General features: G+C 71.2%; 14 protein-coding genes and 1 riboswitch. Of the genes, 3 read left to right on the top strand and 11 right to left on the bottom strand.

The genetic code is table 11. The annotated features are described in order from the left end of the window. Positions 1–18: 18 nt before the first annotated feature. A complete protein-coding gene (locus IPT68_RS31790) occupies positions 19–1,212 on the bottom strand; it encodes an MBL fold metallo-hydrolase (RefSeq protein ID WP_189701085.1) in 1,194 nt (397 codons plus the stop codon). A gap of 152 nt (positions 1,213–1,364) precedes the next feature. Here IPT68_RS31790 and IPT68_RS31785 point away from each other — a divergent pair, with 152 nt between their 5' ends. Together IPT68_RS31785 and IPT68_RS31780 are read left to right on the top strand one after the other, a co-directional pair. Beyond that, complete coding sequence (locus IPT68_RS31785; RefSeq protein ID WP_189701086.1) at positions 1,365–2,543, top strand: Glu/Leu/Phe/Val dehydrogenase dimerization domain-containing protein; 1,179 nt, start codon at positions 1,365–1,367, stop codon at positions 2,541–2,543. Positions 2,544–2,596: 53 nt separating this feature from the next. Then, complete coding sequence (locus IPT68_RS31780; protein WP_308438824.1) at positions 2,597–3,214, top strand: TetR family transcriptional regulator C-terminal domain-containing protein; 618 nt, start codon at positions 2,597–2,599, stop codon at positions 3,212–3,214. Positions 3,215–3,514: 300 nt separating this feature from the next. Here the strand turns inward: IPT68_RS31780 and IPT68_RS31775 are convergent, their stop codons facing one another. Both IPT68_RS31775 and IPT68_RS31770 read right to left on the bottom strand, forming a co-directional pair. After that, positions 3,515–4,300: an SGNH/GDSL hydrolase family protein gene (locus IPT68_RS31775; protein ID WP_189701100.1), complete on the bottom strand. Its 786-nt coding sequence runs from the start codon at positions 4,298–4,300 to the stop codon at positions 3,515–3,517. Positions 4,301–4,511: 211 nt separating this feature from the next. Next, positions 4,512–5,504, bottom strand: a complete 993-nt coding sequence (locus tag IPT68_RS31770) for a LysM peptidoglycan-binding domain-containing M23 family metallopeptidase (RefSeq protein WP_189701087.1) — start codon at positions 5,502–5,504, stop codon at positions 4,512–4,514. A gap of 3 nt (positions 5,505–5,507) precedes the next feature. Next, positions 5,508–5,667, bottom strand: a riboswitch (cyclic di-AMP (ydaO/yuaA leader). A 625-nt stretch (positions 5,668–6,292) separates the two neighbouring features. Between IPT68_RS31770 and IPT68_RS31765 the strand changes: the two genes are divergently transcribed. After that, positions 6,293–7,090, top strand: a complete 798-nt coding sequence (locus IPT68_RS31765; protein WP_189701088.1) for a tyrosine-protein phosphatase — start codon at positions 6,293–6,295, stop codon at positions 7,088–7,090. 3 nt (positions 7,091–7,093) lie between these two features. Here the strand turns inward: IPT68_RS31765 and IPT68_RS31760 are convergent, their stop codons facing one another. From IPT68_RS31760 to shc, 8 genes are all read right to left on the bottom strand, one after another. Further along, positions 7,094–7,213 carry a DUF6126 family protein gene (locus tag IPT68_RS31760; RefSeq protein WP_189701089.1) on the bottom strand — a complete coding sequence of 40 codons (120 nt, stop codon included), beginning with the start codon at positions 7,211–7,213 and terminating at the stop codon, positions 7,094–7,096. Next, positions 7,210–7,830: a helix-turn-helix domain-containing protein gene (locus tag IPT68_RS31755; RefSeq protein WP_189701090.1), complete on the bottom strand. Its 621-nt coding sequence runs from the start codon at positions 7,828–7,830 to the stop codon at positions 7,210–7,212. The genes IPT68_RS31760 and IPT68_RS31755 overlap by 4 nt, the downstream gene beginning before the upstream one ends. 77 nt (positions 7,831–7,907) lie before the next feature. After that, a complete protein-coding gene (locus IPT68_RS31750; RefSeq protein ID WP_189701091.1) occupies positions 7,908–9,329 on the bottom strand; it encodes an aspartate aminotransferase family protein in 1,422 nt (473 codons plus the stop codon). Further along, on the bottom strand, positions 9,326–11,281 hold the full coding sequence (gene dxs / locus IPT68_RS31745; protein WP_189701092.1) for a 1-deoxy-D-xylulose-5-phosphate synthase: 1,956 nt from the start codon (positions 11,279–11,281) through the stop codon (positions 9,326–9,328). Before dxs ends, IPT68_RS31750 begins: the two co-directional genes overlap by 4 nt. 31 nt (positions 11,282–11,312) lie before the next feature. After that, positions 11,313–12,488 (bottom strand): flavodoxin-dependent (E)-4-hydroxy-3-methylbut-2-enyl-diphosphate synthase, encoded by a 1,176-nt coding sequence (gene ispG / locus IPT68_RS31740; RefSeq protein ID WP_194074030.1) that lies wholly within the window; start codon positions 12,486–12,488, stop codon positions 11,313–11,315. A gap of 4 nt (positions 12,489–12,492) precedes the next feature. Continuing rightward, positions 12,493–13,515: an adenosyl-hopene transferase HpnH gene (gene hpnH / locus IPT68_RS31735; protein WP_189698015.1), complete on the bottom strand. Its 1,023-nt coding sequence runs from the start codon at positions 13,513–13,515 to the stop codon at positions 12,493–12,495. A 5-nt stretch (positions 13,516–13,520) separates the two neighbouring features. Further along, complete coding sequence (locus IPT68_RS31730) at positions 13,521–14,162, bottom strand: 5'-methylthioadenosine/S-adenosylhomocysteine nucleosidase family protein (protein WP_189698016.1); 642 nt, start codon at positions 14,160–14,162, stop codon at positions 13,521–13,523. Further along, on the bottom strand, positions 14,159–16,168 hold the full coding sequence (gene shc, locus IPT68_RS31725; RefSeq protein WP_189698017.1) for a squalene--hopene cyclase: 2,010 nt from the start codon (positions 16,166–16,168) through the stop codon (positions 14,159–14,161). Before shc ends, IPT68_RS31730 begins: the two co-directional genes overlap by 4 nt. Positions 16,169–16,201 lie beyond the last annotated feature (33 nt).

Genomic DNA, 16,201 nt, shown 5'->3' with positions numbered 1-16,201 from the left:
GTGTGACGGCCGGGTCCGCTACCGGTCGCCCGCGAGGTCGAGGTCGCCCTGGGCGGCCGGCGCGTCGTCGGCACCCGTGGCGCGGAGCCAGTGACGGGCGACAGGCGCGGAGACCGTACGCCACCACGGGTCCGCCGGAAGCTTTCCGGCCGGCTCGAAGGGCTCGCCGGGCCGCGGCAGCGCCACCGCCGCTCCGGCCGCCCCGGCGGCGTCCTTCGTCCACTCCCCGGGCTCGGCGTAGGGGTGCGGCGCGAGGTTGAAGGTCCCCCAGTGGATCGGCAGCAGCACACCGGAGGCGGCGTCGCCGCGCTGCAGGTCCAGATGTGCGTGCACGCCCTCGTCGGGAGTCATGTGGATGTCGGGCCAGAACTCGCTGTACGCGCCGATCTGGATCATCGTGGCGTCGAACGGGCCGTGGTCGGCGCCGATGTCCCGGAAGCCGTCGAAGTACCCGGTGTCACCGCTGTGGAATATCCGGTGCTCCTCGCCCGCGACGGCCCAGGAGGCCCAGAGCGTGTGCTGGGTGTTGCGCAGGCCGCGACCGCAGAAGTGGCGGGCCGGGGTGGCGGTCAGGGTGAGCCCGCCGACCTTGGTCGACTCCTGCCAGTCCAGCTCGCGCAGCCGGTCGGCGGACACCCCCCAGTGTTCGAGGTGGGCGCCGACGCCGAGCGGCACGGCGAACAGCGTGTCGGTGCCGGCCAGCGCCTTGATCGTCGGCATGTCCAGGTGGTCGTAGTGGTCGTGCGAGATGACCACGGCGTCGACCGGGCCGAGCGCCGTCAGGGGCAACGGCACCGGGTGCAGCCGCTTGGGCCCGGCGAAGGCGAAGGGGGAGCAGCGCTCGCCGTACACGGGGTCGAAGAGCACCCGCTGCCCGTCGATCTCGGCGAGGACGCTGGAGTGCCCCAGCCAGGTCAGCCGCAGGCCGGTGGCGGGCGGCCGGGCGAGGTCGGCGGCCGTGGTGGGGTGCAGCGGGATCGCGCCGTGCGGGGTGCGGCGGTTGCGCGCGTCCTTGTCGAAGTAGGTCTTGGCGAACTCCACCGTCGAACCCGACGGGCGGATCCGCGAGGGACCTCCGGGGTTCTGGAAGACGCCGTCCCGGAAGTGGGGCGATCTGCGAATGCGCGCCATGCGCTCACCGCTCGGATCCACACCGAAGGCCGCGGGCCGCAACGCCCGGAGTCCGGAACGCGAAGAACGGGAGCCGGCCACGGTACCTCCAGTGGAATCGGTGAAGACCTCCATTATGGTCCGCCCCACCGACACCACCCGGCGCCCGGGGGCCGATACTGACAGATACTGACTCAGTATTCAGTAAATGGGCCTCACCGCGGGGTGAACGCCCTCGGCCGCAAGGAGCTTCCGTGACCGCCCCTCTCCTGTCGCTCACCTGGACCGACGACGTCACCGGCCGCCAGGGTTTCCTGGTCGTCGACCGGTTGGTACGCGGCGTGGCCAGCGGCGGGCTGCGGATGCGCCCGGGCTGCACGCTGGACGAGGTCGCCGGGCTCGCCCGCGGGATGACCGTGAAGGAGGCCCTGCACTACGACCCCGGGGCCCGCTACGTCCCCCTCGGCGGCGCCAAGGGCGGCATCGACTGCGACCCGCGGGATCCGGCGGCGTACGGGCTCCTGGTGCGCTATCTGCGGGTGATGCGGCCGTACATCGAGACCTTCTGGACCACCGGGGAGGACCTCGGCCTCACCCAGGACCTGGTGGACCGGGCCGCCGCCGAGGTGGGGCTCGTCTCGTCGATCCAGGCGGTGTATCCGCTGCTCGAGGACGAGACGGCGGCCCGGAAACGGCTCGCCGAGGCGTTCCGGGTGCGGGTGGACGGGATCGGGCTCGGTGAACTGGTGGGCGGCTGCGGGGTCGCGGAGTCGGCCCTCGCGGCCCTGGACCGGGCCGGCGTGCCGTACGCGGGCACGCGGGTCGCCGTGCAAGGGTTGGGCACCATGGGCGGGGCCACGGCACGCTTCCTCGCGCGCGCGGGCCTCACGGTCGTGGCCGTCGCCGACATCAGGGGAACGATCGCCAACCCGGCCGGCCTCGACGTCGACGCGCTGCTCGACGCGCGGGACCCCTACGGCACGGTGGACCGCTCGCGGCTGCGGCCCGGTGACCGCGAACTGCCCGGCGAGGCCTGGCTGTCCGCCGACGTGGAGGTCCTGGTGCCCGCCGCCGTCTCGTACGCCATAGGCACCGCGCACCAGGACCGGATCACCGCCCGCTGGATCGTGGAGGCGGCCAACATGCCCGTCGTGCCCGAGGCGGAGGCGCTACTGACGGCACGCGGGATCACGGTCCTGCCCGACGTGGTGGTCAACTCCGGGACGAACGCCTGGTGGTGGTGGACCCTGTTCGGCGACATCGACGCGGACGCGGCCGAGGCGTTCGCGTACACCCGGCGCTCGATGCGCGCCCTGACCGACCTGGTGCTGGCGCGCGCGGAGGCCGACGGCAGCACGCCCCGTGCCGCCGCGCACGCGGTGGCCGCGGACCGGCTGCCGCTGCTCGCCGAGCGCTACGGGACGTACCGCTGACGGGGACGTCACCGCCCGGCAACCGCCCGGACGCGGCCCGTTAGGGTGACCGGGTGGCCAGAGTGCGTTTGAGCGTGGCGGAGCGGCGCGAGGAGTTGCTGCGTGCCGCCGTGGAGCAGATCGAGGCGCGGGGCGTGGCGGCGGTGCGGATCGCCGATGTGGCGTCCGCGCTCGGTGTGAGCAACGCGCTGGTGCTGTACCACTTCTCCACGAAGGAGAAGCTGGTCGCCGCCGCGTTCGCGTACGCCGCCGAGAGCGACCTCGCCCATCTGGGCAAGCTGCTCGGCCGGCGCACGACGGCCCTGCGCCGGCTGCGGTCGGCGGTGCGCTGGTACGCGCCGACGGGCCAGGCCAAGGGCTGGCGGCTGTGGATCGAGGGCTGGGCCGCGGCGCTGCGCGAACCCGCGCTGCGGGAGGTCACCCGGGATCTCGACAAGCGGTGGAAGGCGGCCATCGCCGAAGTGATCGCCGAAGGCGTGGCGGCCGGCGAGTTCCGCTGCCCCGACCCCATGGGCGCGGCCCTGCGCCTGACCGCCCTGCTCGATGGGCTGGCCGTGCAGATGACGTCCTACTCCGGAGCGGTGTCACGCGCGCGTGCGCAGGAGTGGGTCGACGAGGCACTGGGCCGGGAACTGGGTCTGGCGGAGACGACGACACCCCGGCACGGGTGAGCCACTGCCCGATTTACACCATTTGTCGGTCACTTTGCGACTGCTTCCGCGGCTCACTTCGTTGCCGCGTCCGCGAGTCGGCTTCGTGGCGGCTTCCGCGGCTGGCTCTGCGGCGGCTCCCGCGGCCGACTTCGTTGCCGCGTCCGCGGGTCGGCTTCGGGGCTTCCGTGGGCGGACTGTGCGGCCGCGTGCGTCGCATGCCCGCCCGTGCCCGGGAGTGCCGTCGCGGGCCGACCCGGCCCCGACGTCCGGGGCGGCCCGCTCCGGGCGCGGCGCCCCGGGGGCCGCCACAGGTGCGCCTCAAGCCACCGACGCGATCCGCACCTTGATGTCGCGCGGCGACAGCGTGCCCTTGGCGGTCACATGGTCGCCCGACGACTCCCCGCGCAGTCGCCGTCCGATCCACGGCACCAGGTGCTCGCGCGCCCAGTGGACGTCGTCCAACCGCACCTCCAGGGTGCCGCGCGGCGGCAGCGGCGGCCAGGACTGCTCCGGGTCGGCGGGGACGGCGAGGCCGAGGGCCCGACCGGCACGCAGCGCCACGCGCGTGTGCCCCTCGGGTGAGAGGTGCAGCCGGTCGTGGTCCCAGGCACGGCGGTCCTGCACGGACTTGAGCGACCACAGGTCGAGCACCGGGCACCCGTACCGGTCGGCGATGGCCCGCACATGCCCGTTGTAGGTGGCGATCTTGCCGCGCAGGTGCCTCAGGAGGGGGACGCCCCGGGTGTCGAAGCCGGTCGTCACCAGCACGGTGCCCGCGGCGGCGGTCAGGGCGGCGACCGCCCGCTCGAAGCGCTCGGCGACGTCGTCCGGGTCGGTGCCGGGACGGATGATGTCGTTGCCACCTGCGCAGAACGACACCAGGTCCGGCGCGAGTTCGACGGCCCGCGGGACCTGCTCCGCCACGATCTGGTCGAGCAGCCTGCCCCGCACGGCGAGATTGGTGTACTGGAAGTCGCCCTCGGGCCGGCGGTCCGCGAGCAGTACGGCGAACCGGTCGGCCCAGCCGACGAACGCCCCGTCCGGGCCGGGGTCGCCGACGCCCTCGGTGAAGCTGTCCCCCACCGCCACGTACGACCCGATCACTGATCTGCTGTCATTCTTCGAATCGTCTGCCACGTCGGACCATGATTCCTCTTCGAATGTGACCTACGCGACCGTAGGCAAGGCTTGACGGACGGTGAGAAAGGCCACGGCCAAAGGATTGGTCAACTGCGGAATAAGGCCGTCGGCCGACCACACCGAAGGCCGGACCCGGGGAACGGGGTCCGGCCTTCGGAGCCGTGAGGGGCGTGCGTCAGCCGACGGAGACGCCCTTCGACCGGAGATAGGCGATCGGGTCGACGTCCGAGCCGTAGTCCGGCGTGGTGCGGATCTCGAAGTGCAGGTGCGGCCCGGTCGAGTTGCCGGTAGAGCCGGAGAGGCCGACCTGCTGGCCCGCGGTCACGCTCTGGCCGCTGGAGACGGACAGCGAGGACAGGTGGGCGTACTGCGCGTAGTAGCCGTCGGCGAGTTGGATGACGACCTGGTTGCCGTACGCGCCGGCCCAGCCCGCGGAGACGACCGTGCCCGCGCCGACGGCCTTGAGCGGGGTGCCGGTCGGGGCCGCGAAGTCGACGCCCGTGTGGTAGCCGCTGGACCACATGCTGCCCGCGACGCGGTAGGCGGTGCCGACGCCGACGCCGTCCACGGGGGCGGAGAAGCCGGCGGCCGGGGCGGTGTCATCGGTCTGGGTGGAGGTCGAGACCTCGGTGGTCTGCGCGGCGGCCTCGGACGCGCCGGCGGACTCGGACACGTCGGAGGACTGCGACGCCTCGGTCGAAGCGGACGACTCGGACGAGGAGGAGGACTCGGACGAGAGGGGGGACGAGGCGGACTCGTCGCTGCTCGCCGCGGCCTTCTTGCCGATGGTGAGCTTCAGACCGGGGTGGATGAGCGACGGGTCCTCGCCGACGACCTCACGGTTGTCCTCGTAGAGCCGCTGCCAGCCACCGCTGACGTTCTGCTCGTCGGCGATCTTCGAGAGGTAGTCGCCGACCTTCACCGAGTACGTCCGCACGCCCGCCTTCTCGGCGGTGGACTTCTTCACGGCGGCGTTCTGCTGGACGGCCGTCTTGCCGGCCGGGGCGGACTGAACGGCCTTTTCCGCGGCGGTCTCGGGAGTGGCGGCGTGGGCGCCGGCGGCCCCCATCAGCGGGAGGGCGAGTGCGGCGCCACCGGTTCCGGCGACGGCGATGGAACGGGTGAAGCGCTGGGTCTTCGGACGGCGGTGCTTACCCTTCGCGGGCATGGGCGAATTCCTCTCCGGCGCCTGCGAGGTGAGCTGTCGGGTGCGGACTGGAGATGTCCGGCCGCGCCGAAACGCGGCTGTACCCCGAGCCGTTCCGGAGACCGGAACAGGCGTTTCTACCTGTGGGTCCCCCGCTCCTGCCGAACACGGGTGAGTTTGCGCGGGCACCGGGCGGCGGCAGGATTCGGCGTCCGCCCGGATCGGTGTGGAACGTAAGCGAGCAAGACGCAAAGGGACAAGCAAGAGGTTCCGCAGGAACGCCGTTTTCGTGATCCGTTCACCCGAATTCCGGTCACACTCCGTGTATTACGGCGCCGCTCTTTTCCGTAAACGCCCTTGATAGCCTCAGGGATTACGTGCACCTGCCAGGCGACGCTCGGTCACGAATATGACGCTGCTCACTGAGCCTGCTCCAGCTTTCAGCGAAACCAGGCGAGTTCGGCCTAAAGGGCCAATTCAGACAGAGGGCTTAGATGGGGCACGGCAGGAAAACAGCCGCATCGATGCCGTTCTGCAGAGCTCGCCAATAGTCGAGCCGATTGACCCTTTACGTCCGATTTGATGCCTCTTCGTACGTCAAGTGCTGGACTCCCTCGATCGGGTTCCGGGAGTCCGCTCACGCGCGGGGACGATCGGGGTCCGGGACCTGGGGGGCAATGCCTGCGGACAACTCCTTCAACTCCCCGTGACCGCCTGTGGACAACTCATTGCCCGAGGAATCCGTGTCGTATCGTCAAGGCGTGCCCGTCGACGAGCCGCGCCGACGGGGCCGATGGGAGGGAGCCCCCGTGACGCAGCAGGTGCCGTCGACCGAGCCCGAACTGGCCGGAGTGCGCAACTTCCGCGACGTGGGCGGACTGCCGACCGTGGACGGGCGCCGGGTACGGCACGGGGTGCTGTTCCGCAGCGGTCACCTCGCCCACGCCACGGCCGAGGACGCCGCGTTCCTCGCCTCCCTGGAGCTGCACACGATCTTCGACTTCCGCAATGCCGCGGACCAGAGGCTGGAGGGCCCGGACGTCGAGCTGCCGGGCGTGCGCAACGTCAACCTGCCCCTGACGGACCCGGCGGACGGCGCCGAGTTCTGGCAGATGGTCCGGGACGGGGACGTGGAGCAGCTGCGCGGGATCCTGGCGGACGGCAGGGCCGCGGACCGGATGATCACCTCGTACCGCGCGATCATCAAGGAGCGCACCGCCGAGCACTCCCGGGTGCTGCACGCGCTCGCCGAGGACAGCGTCCCCGCGCTGATGCACTGCGCGGCGGGCAAGGACCGCGCAGGGCTGTCGATCGCTGTCACGCTGCTCGCGGTGGGCGTGGAGCACGAGGCGATCCTCGCCGACTACCTGGAGTCCAACGCCAAGCACCGCCGCTACAAGGTGCACCGCAGCGGCAGCGCCGCATCGGCCTACTCCCCCGAGGTCATGGAGCTGCTCAACCCGCTGTTCGACGCGCGGGCCGAGTACCTGCTGGCGGCGATGGAGACCATCGAGGAGACGTGGGGCGGTGTCGACGCCTACCTGGGGCAGGGGCTGGGCCTCGCTCCCGAGACCCGGGAGCGGCTGCGCGAGCGCCTGCTCGACTGATCCCTACTTGGCTCCCACCTCGAACAGCAGGTAGAGGAACGCGGCGAAGAGGTGTCCCGCCACGATGTAGATGAACAACCGGACCCAGATCGCCCGGGGAATCTTCTGCTCGATGTCGCTCATGGTGTGTCTCCCGTGATGGGGCCGAGGCACAGCGCGGCCGTGGGGCTCTGCAACAAGGTGTGGACGAAGAGAAGGTCGACCCCGCCCCGGTCCAGGGCGGCGATGCGGTGCGGGGTCAGTGAGTCGAAGTGGGCGCTGTCGCCCGGGCCGAGCGGGTGCGCGGCGTCCCCGAGGCGCAGCCGCAGCCGCCCGCTCAGGACGTACAGCCACTCCTCACCGGGATGCACCCGCACGATGTCGCCCTGAGAGCCGTACGGCACGTGCACCCGCAGCGCCTGCATGCCCCTCCCCGGGGCACCGGCCTGCCAGTACGTCCAGCCGCCCGCCCCGGTCGGCTCCATGTCGGCGGCGCGCACGACGGCGTCCTGGTCGCCGACCGTCTCGCCGAGCAGCGCCGAGACAGTCGTACCGTAGACACGGGCGAGCGCCAGCAGCATCGGCAGCGAGGGCTGACGCTGTCCCGTCTCCAGCCGGGACAGATGGGCGGGCGACAGCCCGGCGGCACGCGCGGCGGCCTCCAGGGTGAGGGAGGCTCGGCGGCGCAGGTCGCGGAGTCGCGGGGCGAGCACCGGCAGGCCGCCGGCCGTCTCGTCCCCGGGCTCGGAGGAGGAGCTCATGCCTCCATTCAGCCGGATGCTTGCCCCTCAGGCAAATTTCTTGCCTGTGAGGCAAACCCTGCCGTCGCGTGCGCCAGTCAGCGGTGGGCCACCGCCTGCTTCACGAGGGTCCTGCCGAAGTCCCACACCAGTCCACCGCTGCTGTGCGCGTCGTCCATCACGGCCGTGAAGGCGTCCACGAACCGGTCCACCTCCCGCTCCCCGACGATCAGCGGCGGAATCAGTTTGATCACCTCCAGGTGGTCGCCGGAGACCTGGGTGAGGATCCGGTGCCGCTGGAGCAGCGGTACGACGACCATCTGCGCGAACAGCCCCTTGCGGGCGGCCTGCAGCATGGCCCAGCGGCTGCGCAGCTTCAGCGACCGGGGCCGCCCGAACTCGATGCCGATCATCAGCCCACGGCCGCGCACGTCGGCGAGCATCTCGTACTTGTCGATCAGCGCGGCGAGCCGGGACCTGAGCAGTTCGCCCGTGGCCCGGGCGTTCGCGACGATCCGCTCGTCCGCCATGACGGACAGCACCGCCAGGCCGGCCGCCATGGCCTGGGCGTTGGACCCGAAGCTGGCCGAGTGGACCAGCACCCGGTCCATGGACGAGTAGACCTTCTTGAAGATCCAGTCCTTGCCGAGTGTGGCGCCCACCGGCACATATCCGCCGGACAGCGCCTTCGCCACGCAGACCAGGTCCGGCTCGACGCCCTCCTCGTGCTGGTAGGCGTAGAAGTCGCCGGTGCGGCCGAGGCCCGTCTGCACTTCGTCCGCGATGAGCAGCGCCTTGTGCCGGTGCAGCAGCTCCTGCGCGGCCCGCAGATAGCCGGACGGGGCCTCGTGCACGCCCTTGCCCTGGATCGGCTCCACGATCAGCGCGGCGACGTCGCCCTTCTTCACCTCCCGCGCCAGAGCGTCGAGATCGCCCAGCGGTACGGCCGTGTCGGGCAGCAGCGGGTCGAAGCCGTCCCGGAAGCCGGCCTCGCCGTTCACGGACAGCGAGCCGGTCGTCAGGCCGTGGAAGGCGTGCGCGCAGTAGAGGATCCTGGGTCTGCCGGTGACGAACCGGGCGAACTTCAGTGCCGTCTCCACGGCCTCGGTGCCGCTGTTGCCGAAGAACACACGGTCCAGGTGAGGGCTGTGCGCGAGCAGCCGTTCGGCCAGCAGCCCGGGCAGCGGCTGGCAGTCGAACCGGGTGAGGTCGGCGAGCCGGGCGTCCAGGACGTCGTGCAGCGCCTTGCGGACGACGGGGTGGTGGCGGCCCAGGCCCATCACCCCGAACCCGGCGAGCATGTCCAGGTAGTCGTTGCCGTCCGCGTCCCAGAAGTAGGCGCCCTCGGCCCGCTCGTACACCTTGTCGAAGCCGATGGTGTGCAGCATGCGCGGCAACTGGTGGTTGAGGTACCGGGCGTGCAGCTCGTAGCGCTCGGCTCCGCGCTCGGCGAGCAGCGCGCCGAGGTCGAACCCGCCGTCGGACGGCGAGGGCGGGGACGCGGATTCGGCGGTGGTCATGGGTGGCTCTCCTCGGACAGCGGTTTCCCGGCGACGGTCTCCTTGGACGACTGTCCCGGCACAACGGTCTCGCGGGACGGTTCCGCCTGCACGGCCAGGCTCGCGCTGATCCGCCCGGCGATCTCGACGGCGGTGAGGCCGATGTCGGCCAGCACCTCGGCCCGCTTGGCGTGCGCCAGGAACTGCTCCGGAATGCCGAACCGCCGTACCGGCACATCCACGTCGGCATCACTCAGCGCCAGCGCCACGGCGGCGCCCACCCCCGCCGCCCGGCTGTTGTCCTCGACCACGGCCACCAGCCGGTGCCCGGCGGCCAGACCGGGCAGCGCGGGATCGACGGGCTTGACCCACCGCGGGTCCACCACCGTGCACCCGATGCCCCGGGCCCGCAGCAGTTCGGCGGCCTGCAGGCACACCGGTGCCATCACCCCGACCGCGACGAGCAGCACCTCGGGCGCCTCGCTCCGGTGCAGCACGTCGATGCCGCCCACCCGGTCGATCGCCGGGACGCGCGGGCCCACGGACTCCTTCGGGAAGCGCACCAGCGTGGGCGCGTCGTCGACGGCGACCGCCTCGCGCAGCTGCGCCCGCAGCTGGTCGGCGTCCCGCGGCGCCGCGATCCGCAGCCCGGGCACGACCTGGAGGATCGACATGTCCCACATACCGTTGTGCGAGGGACCGTCGACGCCGGTCACCCCGGCCCGGTCCAGGACGAACGTCACCCCGCAGCGGTGCAGCGCGACGTCCATCAGAAGTTGGTCGAAGGCGCGGTTGAGGAAGGTGGCGTAGACGGCGACGACCGGGTGCAGTCCCCCGGTCGCGAGGCCGGCCGCCGAGACGGCCGCGTGCTGCTCGGCGATACCGACGTCCCACACCCGGTCGGGGAACCGCTCGGCGAACGGGCCGAGGCCCACCGGGTGCAGCATGGCCGCCGTGATGGCCACGACGTCCTCCCGCTCCTCACCGATCCGCACCAGTTCGTCCCCGAACACCGAGGTCCAGGACGGTCCGCCCGAGGGCGCCAGCGGCTCGCAGGTCAGCGGGTCCATCACGCCGACGGTGTGGAAGTGGTCCTCCTCGTGCGCGAGGGCGGGCTCGTAGCCGCGGCCCTTGACGGTGAGGCAGTGCACCAGCACCGGCCCGTGGAAGCGTTTCGCGCGCCGCAGCGCCGACTCCACGGCCCGCACGTCGTGCCCGTCGATCGGCCCGACGTACTTCAGGCCCAGGTCCTCGAACATCCCCTGCGGCGCGAAGGCGTCCTTGAAGCCCTTCTTGGCGCCGTGCAGCGCCTCGTACACCGTGTGCCCGACGACCGGCGTGCTGAGCAGGACGTCCTTCCCCCAGGCCAGCACCCTCTCGTAGGAGTCGGTGGTGCGCAGCGCCGCGAGGTGGTTGGCGAGGCCGCCGATGGTGGGGGCGTACGAGCGCTCGTTGTCGTTGACGACGATGATCAGCGGCCGGTCCTTGGCGGCCGCGATGTTGTTCAGCGCCTCCCAGGCCATCCCGCCGGTCAGCGCGCCGTCGCCGATCACCGCGACGACATGGCCCTTCTCCCCCTGCACCTGGCGGGCCTTGGCGAGCCCGTCGGCCCAGCCGAGCGCGGTGGAGGCGTGGCTGTTCTCGATGACGTCGTGCTCGGACTCCTCGCGCGAGGGATAGCCGGACAGACCGCCCTTGCCGCGCAGCTTGGAGAAGTCCTGGCGCCCCGTCAGCATTTTGTGCACGTAGCTCTGATGGCCGGTATCCCACAGGATGCGGTCGACCGGTGACTCGAAGACCCGGTGGAGGGCGATGGACAGTTCCACCACGCCCAGATTGGGCCCGAGATGGCCGCCGGTTCTGGCGACCGCGTGCACCAGGAACTCCCTGATCTCTTCGGACAGCTCGCCAAGTTGCGCCTCGGACAGCGCCTTCAGGTCGCGTGGTCCCCGGATGCTCTCAAGAATCGACACGCTCGGGCCCCCTCTCGGTCCGTGCCTTGCGTCAGCTCACAGTCACTTCTGGTTTCCCTGTGACGTCGGGTGCGCCCGTGGCTGCCCCGTCCCGCTCCATCCGCTCGGCGATCTTCATCGCCTCTTCGATCAGCGTCTCGACGATCTTCGACTCGGGAACGGTCTTGACGACCTCGCCCTTGACGAAGATCTGCCCCTTGCCGTTGCCGGAGGCGACGCCGAGGTCCGCCTCGCGGGCCTCGCCGGGGCCGTTGACGACGCAGCCCATGACGGCGACGCGGAGCGGGACCTCCATGCCGGTGAGGCCGGCCGTGACCTCTTCGGCGAGCTTGTAGACGTCGACCTGGGCGCGGCCGCAGGACGGGCAGGAGACGATCTCCAGGCCGCGCTGCCGGAGGTTCAGCGACTCCAGGATCTGGATGCCGACCTTGACCTCCTCGACGGGCGGGGCCGACAGGGAGACGCGGATGGTGTCGCCGATCCCCTGGCTGAGCAGCGCGCCGAAGGCGACCGCCGACTTGATCGTGCCCTGGAAGGCGGGGCCGGCCTCGGTGACGCCCAGGTGCAGCGGGTAGTCGCACTGCGCGGCGAGCTGCCGGTAGGCCTCGATCATCACGACCGGATCGTTGTGCTTGACGGAGATCTTGATGTCCCGGAAGTCGTGCTCCTCGAAGAGGGAGGCCTCCCACAGCGCCGACTCGACCAGCGCCTCCGGAGTCGCCTTGCCGTACTTCTGCAGCAGGCGCCGGTCCAGGGAGCCCGCGTTCACGCCGATGCGGATCGGGGTGCCGTGCTCCTTGGCGGCCTTGGCGATCTCCTTGACCTTGTCGTCGAACTGCTTGATGTTGCCGGGGTTCACACGGACCGCGGCACAGCCCGCCTCGATCGCGGCGAAGACGTACTTGGGCTGGAAGTGGATGTCGGCGATGACCGGGATCTGCGACTTGCGAGCGATGGTGGCGAGGGCATCGGCGTCGTCCTGGGTGGGGCAGGCGACCCGCACGATCTGGCAGCCAGAAGCCGTCAGCTCGGCGATCTGCTGGAGGGTCGCACCGATGTCCGACGTACGGGTCGTGGTCATGGACTGCACCGAGACCGGCGCGTCCCCGCCGACCGGCACCGACCCGACCTGGATCTGCCGGCTCTTGCGGCGCTCGGCGATCGGGCGCGCCGGTACCCCGGGCACGCCCAGGGGGATGGCGGTCATGGCGTCACTCCCGGTTTCCGGAGACCGTCTCGCGCATGGCGCGCAGGGACTCCTTCAGCGACCCCATGGTGGCGAGCACGGCGGTGGGCTCGTAGCCGCAGTGCGCCATGCAGTTGGCGCAGCGCGGGTCCTTGCCCCGGCCGTACCTGTCCCAGTCGGTCTCCTCGACCAGTTCGCGGTACGTCGGCACGTACCCGTCGCTCATCAGGTAGCAGGGGCGCTGCCAGCCGAAGAGCGAGTAGTTGGGGATGGCCCAGGCGGTGCACGGGAAGTCGACCCGGCCCTCCAGGAAGTCCAGGAAGAGCGGCGAGTGGTTGAGCCGCCAGCGGCGCCGGTTGCCGCCCGCGAAGGCCTTCCTGAACAGCTCGCGGGTCTGCTCCACGCCCAGGAAGTGCTCCTGGTCGGGCGCCTTCTCGTAGGCGTAGGCGGGCGAGATCATCATCTCGTCGACCTTGAGGTCGTCGTTGAGGTAGTTGAGCACCTCGATGACGGTCTGCGGGGTGTCCGTGTTGAAGAAGGTGGAGTTCGTGGTGACCCGGAAGCCGCGCCGCTTGGCCTCCTTGATGGCCGCCACCGCCTCGTCGAACACGCCCTCCTTGGCGACCGACTCGTCGTGCCTCTCCCGCAGGCCGTCGATGTGCACGGCGAAGGCGAAGTACGGGGAGGGCTGGAACTTGTCCATCTTCTTGCGCAGCAGCATGGCGTTGGTGCACAGGAAGACGTACTTCCGCCTGGCCACCAACTGGCGCACGATCTCGTCGATCTGAGGATGCATCAGCGGCTCGCCGCCCGCGATCGACACCATCGGCGCACCGGACTCCAGGACCGCTCCCACGGCCTGCGCCACCGGCATGCGCTGCTTCAGGACCCCTGCGGGGTGCTGGATCTTGCCGCAGCCCTCGCACTTCAGGTTGCAGGCGAAGAGCGGCTCCAGCTCGACGATGAGCGGGAACTTGTCCCGCCGGCGGAGCTTCTGTTCGGCCAAGTATGTAGCGACCTTGATGGACTGGCGCAGCGGCATGGCCATCGGGCTCACCTCCTGGGGAGCAGCACATTACGGTGCCATTCAAAGAATGCGGGAAGAATGGAACGAAGGACGCGGAAAGCCGATATTCCACCGCGCACCGTGCCGATACGGACGAGTTCATGTTCCGGAGCGTCCACGACCACCCGGACGGCCGCAACCGGACGTGCTCCTGTGCGCCCGGCGCTCAGAAGCGTTGCGGCCGACTCCATGTCGGCCGCGATCGCGCCGGTGGCCAGCAGGTCGGCCCGCTCCTGACCGCGTACGACGTGGTCGGAGCCGGTGACCGGGCCGGTGTGGACCGTGCGGCCGGGCGCCGCACGCGTGAGTTCCCTGACGAGCAGTTCGGTGCCCACGCAGGGCGTGCTGCCGCGCGGGTCCCGGGTCTCCTCGGCGACCACGAGGTCGCCGGGGTGCATGCCGGGCGCCAGCCCCGCGCAGAAGCCGGTGGCGAGCACGGCGGCTCCGGCGAGCGCCGGGTCGGCCAGCGCCCGCGCGACGGAGCGCTCGGCCGCGCCGGGTCCCATGCCCGTGCGCAGCACGGTCACCGGCCCGCAGGCGGCGTGACGTTCGCCCAGCCGCAGCGCCAGCCGCTCGATGCCGAGCGCGCAGGCGATCAGCAGCGGCGCCGGCGCGGCGGGCGAGCTCATCCGGCCACCTTGGCCTCGGCGAGCGACGTCGGGGCGAACGGCTCACCGTGCACGTACCGCCCCAGCGCGGTGAGCGGGAAGACCTGCCGGTAGAGGTGGTAGTTGATCGAGAAGTCCCACGGGAAGCCCGTCCCCGTGAAGTACACCTCGTCCCAGGAGCCGTCCTCCCGCTGGGTCGCGGCCAGCCACTCGATGCCGCGTTCGACCGCCTTGGAGTCCCGCTCCCCCGCCGCCAGCAGCGCCATCAGCGCCCAGGCGGTCTGTGAGGCGGTGGAGGCGCCTCGGCCGCTCCACTCCTTGACGTGCCGGTAGGAGCGCAGGTCCTCGCCCCAGCCGCCGTCGTCGTTCTGCACGCTCTCCAGCCAGGCGACCGCACGCCGGATCGCCGGATGCGAGGCGGGCAGTCCGGCGGTGGTGAGCGCGGGCACCACCGATCCCGTGCCGTAGATGTAGTTGACGCCCCAGCGTCCGAACCACGAGCCGTTGGGCTCCTGTTCGGCGAGCAGCCACTCGATGCCGCGCCGGGTGCGCGGGTCGTGGGCGAGGCCCTCCACCGCGAGCATCTCCACCACGTGCGCGGTCACGTCGGCGGACGGCGGGTCGATGACCTCGCCGAAGTCGCAGAAGGGCAGCCGGTTGGGGAAGGGGCTCGTGTTGTCGACGTCGAAGGCACCCCAGGCGCCGTCCTTCGACTGCATGCCGAGGTTCCAGCGCACCCCGCGTGCGATGGCCTTCTCCACCCGCTCGGGATCGTGGTGTTTCACACGACGCAGCGCGAGGACGACCTCGGCGGTGTCGTCGATGTCGGGGTAGTTGTCGTTGTGGAACTCGAACGCCCAGCCGCCCGGCGTCAGTCCGGGGCGGCGCACGGACCAGTCGCCGGGCCGCACGACCTGCTCCCCCAGCATCCAGTCGGCCGCCTTCACCAGCTGCGGATGGTCGGCGGGGACCCCCGCGTCGACGAGCGCGACGGTCGCCAGGCAGGTGTCCCACACCGGCGACTGGCAGGCCTCGATCATCCGGGCTCCGTCCCCGCGCTGGACGGCGTACCGGTCGAGGGACTCCAGCCCGGCGCGCATCACGGGGTGCCGCAGGTCGTAGCCCAGCAGGTGCAGGGCGATGAGCGAGTACACGGCCGGCGGCTGGATGCCGCCCCAGCAGCCGTCGTTCTCCTGCCGCTCGATGATCCAGCGCGCGGCCGACCGCATCGCCGCGCGGCGCAGCTTCCTCGGCACGACCTTGCGCAGGGCGTGCAGGCCCTTGTCGAGCCGCTGGAAGGCGCCGTCCCACGTCGCGGCCGGGGCCAGTGGCTTCACCGGGTTGGGGTGGTCGGGGTCGGTGTGCAGTTCGTCCAGCGGGAACGGCGCGGGCCGCACCGGGCGTTTGGCGGAGACGATGGTCAGCGGGACGATCGTCTGCCGGGCCCAGCACCCGAAGTCGTAGATGTTGAGCGGCATCCACTTCGGGAAGTAGATGAGTTCCGGAGGCAGTTCGGGCAGGTCCTCCCACTTCCACCAGCCGAACAGGGCGAGCCAGATGCGGGTGAAGACCCGGGAGGCCGCGATGCCGCCCTGGGCGCGGATCCACTCCGCCGCCTTCGCCATGTGCGGCGCGTCCGGCGCGTCACCGGCCAGGCGCAGGGCGACGTACGCCTCGATGGTGGTGGAGAGTTCGCCGGGTCCGCCGTGGAAGGTGGCCCAGGTGCCGTCCTCGCGTTGCTCGCCGCGGATGAAGAGGGCGGCGGCCAGGGTCGTCGACTCCTCGCGGATGCCCAGGAACTGGCGGAGCAGAAGGTCCTCGGCGTCCATGGTGACGTTCGTCTCCAGGTCGCCCTTCCACCAGCCCTCGGCGTCCTGCCGGGACAGCAGGAAGTCGGTGGCGCGCCGGACGGCGTGTACGGCGGCTTCGTGGACCCCGGCCGCCACCGGGGTGGTGCTGTCGGTTTCGCTGGCCGCGGCAGCGCGGGGCGGCAGGGCCCCGGTGCTTCCGTCGGTCGTCGCTGTCATGGCTTCCCCTTCGTGCAGTGCTGCAAGTGGTGC

It is taken from the genome of Streptomyces chromofuscus (assembly GCF_015160875.1).
GTDB lineage: Bacteria > Actinomycetota > Actinomycetes > Streptomycetales > Streptomycetaceae > Streptomyces > Streptomyces chromofuscus.
The sequence above is the reverse complement of the archived record's forward strand: the minus strand, read 5'-3'. Positions and strand labels throughout refer to the sequence as shown.

Coding starts and splice junctions, on each gene's coding strand:
- IPT68_RS31760 (WP_189701089.1), bottom strand. CDS start 7,213: ATGAGCGACATCGAGCAGAAGATTCCCCGGGCGATCTGGGTCCGGTTG.
- IPT68_RS31770 (WP_189701087.1), bottom strand. CDS start 5,504: ATGCCCGCGAAGGGTAAGCACCGCCGTCCGAAGACCCAGCGCTTCACC.
- shc (WP_189698017.1), bottom strand. CDS start 16,168: ATGACAGCGACGACCGACGGAAGCACCGGGGCCCTGCCGCCCCGCGCT.
- hpnH (WP_189698015.1), bottom strand. CDS start 13,515: ATGGCCATGCCGCTGCGCCAGTCCATCAAGGTCGCTACATACTTGGCC.
- ispG (WP_194074030.1), bottom strand. CDS start 12,488: ATGACCGCCATCCCCCTGGGCGTGCCCGGGGTACCGGCGCGCCCGATC.
- IPT68_RS31750 (WP_189701091.1), bottom strand. CDS start 9,329: ATGACCACCGCCGAATCCGCGTCCCCGCCCTCGCCGTCCGACGGCGGG.
- IPT68_RS31755 (WP_189701090.1), bottom strand. CDS start 7,830: ATGAGCTCCTCCTCCGAGCCCGGGGACGAGACGGCCGGCGGCCTGCCG.
- IPT68_RS31730 (WP_189698016.1), bottom strand. CDS start 14,162: ATGAGCTCGCCCGCCGCGCCGGCGCCGCTGCTGATCGCCTGCGCGCTC.